The sequence below is a fragment of the Armatimonas sp. genome, from assembly GCF_964826245.1.
Genome location: NZ_CBAYMC010000019.1, coordinates 21,038 through 27,037 on the forward strand (window position 1 = coordinate 21,038; position 6,000 = coordinate 27,037).

Genomic DNA, 6,000 nt, shown 5'->3' on the forward strand with positions numbered 1-6,000 from the left:
CCGAACGTCCTGCCGGACGGATATCCCTGGCCCGGAGGGCCCTCGGCGCGAAGCGTCCCTATACAAGTTTCTTCGCACTGGAATGCCGCAGAGCACTGTCGTGGACTCTCTCCGCGGCTACTACATTATGACACCAGGATGGATGGAGCCACGGTCTATCACTTAAAGATACTTATTGGACACAAGAGAGCCACTGAAAGCCCGAAAACCAGCCTGATGCGGTTAATGGTAATAACGACTCCCTATTCTTAAGATTTGAGAATGGGATTTTGAAAGAGAAATGTTTCTGCTGGGACTGAGCGGGGTACAGTAGGGGCATGGCGGAGACGATTGTTCCTGGGAAAAGCATTGGGAAGCTACGTTTAGGAATGGGCGTTCTTGAGGCGATCCGGTTGCGCGGGAGGCCTCAGAGCACCGAGTGGGTGGAGGTTTCGACGGTGAAGAACCCCAAGCCTGCCCCCACCACGACTCTGGAGCTACTCTGGTGGGAAGGGGGCACAGCCGACGACCCCGAGAGCTGGCTGATTGCCCATGTGAAGCGGGAGCGGGTCGTGCAGCTCTCCGCGATGGGGGTCAACTACCGCCTGACCAACGGCATCTCGACCACCAGCGACTTTACGCGCATCCGAAAAGTCTACCCGAAGCTCAAAGTCCGCGCGGGCTACTTTGGCTCCGAGGACGAGCCGGGCTACGTGGGGTATTTTTTCGATGAGATCGCGCAGGGGCTGGCGTTCACCCAGGGCACGCAAGACGACACGGCTACCTACAATAGCCTTCCCAAGAGCTTCCCCGCGAGCCTAGTCGTCCACCCGCCGCGCCAGCGTGTGCTTCTGATGGAGCATGGCCTGATCGGGCTGGAGGAGACGCCTCTCGGGGAGACTTCAAAGCGCATCGCCGCCTGGCTGGCAGGCGGCATGCTCAAACCATGGTGAGGGTCGGGTACAATGACTCAATACTTATGCAAGACTCGCTTCCCATCGCCGCCGTCTCTGATCTGACCGTGCGCTACGGCTCGAAAACCGTGCTGGATCAGTTCTCTCTGGAGATCCCCGAAGGCTGCGTGGGGCTGCTTGGGCCGAACGGGGCGGGGAAGACGACTCTGATCAAGACCCTGCTGGGCTTTGTGGCTCCGAGCTCGGGGCGGGCGCAGGTTATGGGGCTGGATGTGGCGACTCAGGGCAAGCGCATCCGCCAGAAGATCGGGCTGATGCCGGAGCAGGACTGCCATATTCCCGGAATGAACGCGGTCACGTTCGTGGCCTACGCGGGAGAGCTGGCCGGGATGCCCCCTGAGCAGGCGATCCGGCGTGCCCACGAGGTGCTGGAGTGGTGTAGCCTCGGGGAGGCGCGCTACCGCAATGTCGAGACCTACTCCACCGGAATGCGGCAAAGAGTGAAGCTGGCACAGGCGCTGGTGCATGGCCCAAAGTTATTATTTTTAGACGAACCCACCAATGGACTTGACCCGGCGGGCCGTGATGAGATGCTAGAGCTGGTGCGCGATGTCAGCCATGGCAAGGGCCTCTCTGTGGTGGTCTGCTCACACTTGCTGCCCGATATCGAGAAGACCTGTGATACCGTGGTGGTGATGCGGCGCGGCGAAGTGGTGCGGCAGGGGCCGATTGCGGAGCTAAAGCAGACCCGTGGTGTCCAGTTCGATGTCGAGCTGCGCTTGTTCTCCGATGGGTTTGTGGGCGCGATGGGGCAGCGAGGAGCAAGCCTTGTTTCGCAGCTGGGAAGCTCGTGCCGCTTCGCCCTCCCCGAGACGGAGTCCAATCCCCACCGCCTGATCTTCGATGCGGCGATTGTCTCTGGGGCACAAGTACGTGGCTTTCGCCCTGCCGAAAGAAGCCTAGAGGATGTGTTTATGGAGGCAGTGAGCGGATGAGTACCGAGCGCGCAAGTAGTGCCCCGAACCTGATTGCGGATCGCACGTACCGGAACTACGATGGCCCCATGCGAGCCGTCCGAGCCGGGTGGTGGGTGATCGCGCAGTCCGTGATCCGAACCAATATCAAGAAGGTTGGCTTCTGGATGCCGATCTTGATGATCGTGCTGATCCACTTGTTTTTTGGGCTGTTTTTCTTTCTGAACCACAATGTCACGCGGGCCTTGGGCGATATGGGTGGCGGCGGTGGGGGAGGACGAGGGCCATTTGGTCGCCAGGGCACCTTTACCTACGCCGCCTGCACTTACTTATGTGTCACCGAGAGCTGGCTGATGGTCTTTATCGAGGCGCTGATTATTGGGGCGGGCTGCATTGCGGCAGACAACCAGTCAAACGCGCTGCTGGTCTATCTTGCACGGCCTCTGACCAAGCTCGATTATCTGGTAGGGAAGTGGTTTGGAGTCTTCTCCCTTCTCTGGTGCGCGTCTGGAATCCCGACGTTGCTGATCTATATTTTTCTTCTGACGAGCTACTACGATGAGGGCTTCTGGTCCCAGAATCCGTACTTACTGCCGCGTCTGTTCATGGCGACTTTGATTGCGCCCGTGCTCAATGCTAGCCTGATCGTGGGAATCTCGGCCTGGTCCAAAGGAGGGCGGCTGGCAGGGGCGACCTACGCGGGCTTCTACTTTGTGATTGGGACGCTTACCTATGTCGCGGGGATCATCATGGCGGATAATGCTTTTGTCGCCCTAGACAACGAGAAGTCAGGAGCCAAAGTGGCGATTGTGCGTGCGATGACTGTCCGTAATGCCAGTGTGGGCGGAGTCACTGATGGGCTGGCGATGAATCTCTTGCATGTCAAGCCACAAGATCACCCGTTTCCCGTCGCAGGGGGGCGTAAGGGCCGTCAGCAAGCACCGCTGACTTGGCCGCTTGCCGCACTGGGAACCGCCTTTGTGCTACTGCCCCTCGCCGCTGCCCACCGGAAAATTCGCGCCGTGGAGATCATCAGCGGATGAGCCAACCCATGATCTCTCTTGAGCGCGTTTCGCGCTGGCATGGCCAGGTAATTGGCCTCAACGATGTCTCTTTTCAGCTTCCTGCCGGGCTGACGGCGCTACTCGGCCCCAATGGGGCAGGCAAGTCCACGCTGCTGAAGCTTGTCACCGGGCAGCTTCGTCCACACACGGGCCGCGTGCTCTCTCTGAACCAGGAGCCCTTTGCCAACCCTGCGGTGGCGGCGCGGCTGGGGTACTGCCCGGAGATTGATAACTTCTACGAAGAGCTGACCGGGCGCGAGTTTGTGACCCTGCTGGCGGCGATGAACGGAATCCGGGGCGAGGGAGCGAAGAAGCGGGTTCAGGAAGTCATGGAGCAGGTCGGTATGGCGGATCGGTGCGACCGGCGCATCGGGGGCTACTCCAAGGGCATGCGTCAGCGCATCAAAGTGGCGCAGGCCATTATCCACGACCCCGATATTCTGATCATGGACGAGCCGCTGAATGGCCTGGATCCCGTGGGCCGCCGCGAGATGGTGGAGCTGATGCAGAGCTTTGCCGCGCGGGGCAAGTGCGTTTTAGTGTCCAGCCATATTCTGTATGAAGTCGAGCAGATCACGGATCGAATTCTGGTGATCTTCAAAGGTCGCGTGCTGGCCCAGGGCAATATCCACGACATCCGTGACCAGATTGACAAGCATCCCCATCACATCCGCCTTGTCACGGATCGTCCCCGCGAGCTCGCTGCGACTCTCATCGGACAGCCCTTTGTGCTCTCGGCACGGGTAGATCCCAAGAGCGAGAAGCTTGTCGAGATCGAGACCCACCAGCCCGACGTCTTTTATGGAGCGCTGCCCCAGCTCGTGATCTCCGGCGGCTTTCTTATCGAGCGCTTCCACTCGCCGGACAATAACCTGGAATCCGTGTTCCGTTATCTCGTCGGCGATGCCTAGGCTGGTTTGCTGGCTGCCATCAAATACGCTGTCTCCGCGATGCCACCTAGGGTAAAAGAGAGTGCTGCAAGCGGCAGTGCGGGGAGCTTGGCGACAACGCCTGCGACAAGCACGAGCGCTTGGACACTCAGCCCCAGAATCATGCCTCTGTAGATGGGTTTGGTGTTCTGTCGGGCTACCAAAACGCCTCGCACAAAAGAGCTGGTCGCGGCAATCAGGGGCAAGAGTGCTCCCCAGAGGATCCCCTCGCGCACCAAGCTATGGAGATCTGCCGGGACTCCTAGTGCCGTGGCGTAGAGGTTGCACAGCGGCGTGAGGGCCAGAAGCAGGGTTAGGCCCGTTGTCACGACCCCGACAATGCTGGCAAAGCGTGAGAGTGTCGCCTCGAGCACCGTCTCTCTTTTTAGCTGCGCCACCGTGATCTCCTGCACCGCAAAGCCCCAGCCGCGTAGCAAGAGGAGCGCGGAGAACACGACCGGAAAAGCCGCTAGGGTCTGGGTGGCCAAGGGCAGGCGTGCGACAGCGGCGCTGGTGAGGGGCTGCGCGACGAGCGTGAGCAGCGTGGTCATGGCGAGCGGCGTGTGGAACCTGGCAATGGCCTTCTGCGTGAGTGGCTCTTCACCGGGCTCGTGCATCTTCGGGAGCGAGCGGATGACAGGGCGGGCGAAGCTACTGGCCGAGAGCGCCTCGACCAGCACACCCAGCATGATCGCCACGGCTGCCGTCGCTGCGCCCGAGAGAATTTTCAGCGAGGAGAGAGCCAGAGCCGTGAGGAGCACCGCCACCAAGCGAATGGCCGTGCCGTAGGTGACAAGCTGTGTCTGGCCCTGGCGCACTAAGACACCCTGATGAAAGCGACGCCAGGCAATGGCGGCGCTCCAGAGAAGCATAAGCTGCATCGGCAGGCGCGTGGCTTGCACAATAGGGGCAGGCTGGCCGAGAAGCTCTAGACAGGTAAAGTCCAGCAGGGGCGTAAACGACAGGGCGGCAGTGATCACCGTGCACCAGAGCGCGATTCGCAGCATAAACGAGCGCAGGGCCAGAAACGTGTCGGTGTTCTTCACCAGCGCCGTCGCCGTCGCGAGAAGCATGATGACCGGACTCTCGATGAGGAGCGAGAGCTGCATGGTTAGCCCCCACGCCGCCAGGTTGATCTTGGTCTCCGCCAGTCGGCCAATGGCCCACTGCACCGAGGGGCCTTCAAGCATCATGAGCTGGAAGCTCAGCGCGAGGGGAAGATAGAGACGAAGCAGACGAGACACCGCGTTCATTGTACCGCTTTTACTAGCAAGTGTTATTATTACTAACTAATGATAATTGACAGAATTGAATGAACGACGTATAATGTTTAATCGCCGCTCACGCCTGTTGGGTGCGGGCGGCTTTTGACTGTTTTAGAGGATGTTGAGGCGTAGACGTGGAGAAGGTTCGGATCGGCCTGGTAAGTCTGGGCTGTCCAAAAAATTTGGTAGACTCTGAGGAGCTCTTAGGGGCTCTCACAGAAGGCGGACGTGGGCAACTCGTTGAAGGGGATGCGGACGCCGATGTGGTGGTCGTTAATACCTGTGCCTTCATTGAGAGCGCCAAACGGGAGTCTCTAGCGGCAATTCGGTCTGCGCTGGCTCGAAAAGAGCGCGGCGAGATCTCCAAGGTCGTGGTGGCGGGCTGCCTTGCCCAGCGCTACGCCGAGACTCTGGCCCGTGACTTGCCCGATGTGGATGGGCTCTTTGGAATCCAGAGTGCCACCCAGATCGCAGACTCGATCTTCCCCCGCCGCACTGCCTTTGAGCTTCCCGTGCTGGGCAATAACTTCGTCCAGCCCATCACCGAGAAGTACCCGCTCATTCCGCCGTCACGGGTGCGGGCGACAGCGCCTTGGACGGCGTATCTGAAGATCTCCGAGGGCTGCGACCATGCCTGTACGTTCTGCTCGATTCCGAGTTTTCGGGGCAAGCACCGCTCCAAGCCGCTAGAGCGCATCGTGAATGAGGCCAAGCGCCTCGTGGATGCGGGAGCCATTGAGCTGAACTTAATCGCCCAGGACACCACGGCCTACGGGATGGACCTCTACAAGGAGCTCGCCCTGCCACGTCTCTTAACCGAGCTGGGCAAGATAGAGAATCTGAAGTGGGTGCGCCTGCTCTACTGCTATCCCACG

6 protein-coding genes are annotated in these 6,000 nt (G+C 60.0%); 5 read left to right on the plus strand and 1 reads right to left on the minus strand.

What is annotated here, in order from left to right; translation table 11 throughout:
• Window positions 1-317 precede the first annotated feature (317 nt).
• From AC1XOS_RS03465 to AC1XOS_RS03480, 4 genes are read left to right on the plus strand one after another with little or no spacing between them, the layout of a single operon-like run.
• Entirely contained in the window at window positions 318-932 is a 615-nt protein-coding gene (locus AC1XOS_RS03465) for a hypothetical protein (protein ID WP_481960822.1), read from the plus strand.
• Window positions 933-958: 26 nt separating this feature from the next.
• A complete protein-coding gene (locus AC1XOS_RS03470) occupies window positions 959-1,888 on the plus strand; it encodes an ABC transporter ATP-binding protein (RefSeq protein WP_481960823.1) in 930 nt (309 codons plus the stop codon).
• Window positions 1,885-2,910, plus strand: coding sequence for an ABC transporter permease subunit (locus AC1XOS_RS03475; protein ID WP_481960824.1), 1,026 nt, complete (start codon window positions 1,885-1,887; stop codon window positions 2,908-2,910). The genes AC1XOS_RS03470 and AC1XOS_RS03475 overlap by 4 nt, the downstream gene beginning before the upstream one ends.
• Window positions 2,907-3,842: an ABC transporter ATP-binding protein gene (locus AC1XOS_RS03480; RefSeq protein WP_481960825.1), complete on the plus strand. Its 936-nt coding sequence runs from the start codon at window positions 2,907-2,909 to the stop codon at window positions 3,840-3,842. The genes AC1XOS_RS03475 and AC1XOS_RS03480 overlap by 4 nt, the downstream gene beginning before the upstream one ends.
• Here the strand turns inward: AC1XOS_RS03480 and AC1XOS_RS03485 are convergent.
• Window positions 3,839-5,104: a hypothetical protein gene (locus AC1XOS_RS03485; RefSeq protein WP_481960826.1), complete on the minus strand. Its 1,266-nt coding sequence runs from the start codon at window positions 5,102-5,104 to the stop codon at window positions 3,839-3,841. The two genes, AC1XOS_RS03480 and AC1XOS_RS03485, sit on opposite strands and share 4 nt — an antisense overlap.
• Window positions 5,105-5,259: 155 nt before the next feature.
• Here AC1XOS_RS03485 and AC1XOS_RS03490 point away from each other — a divergent pair.
• Window positions 5,260-6,000 (plus strand): radical SAM protein (locus AC1XOS_RS03490; protein ID WP_481960827.1); only part of this gene is annotated, 741 nt, incomplete at its 3' end.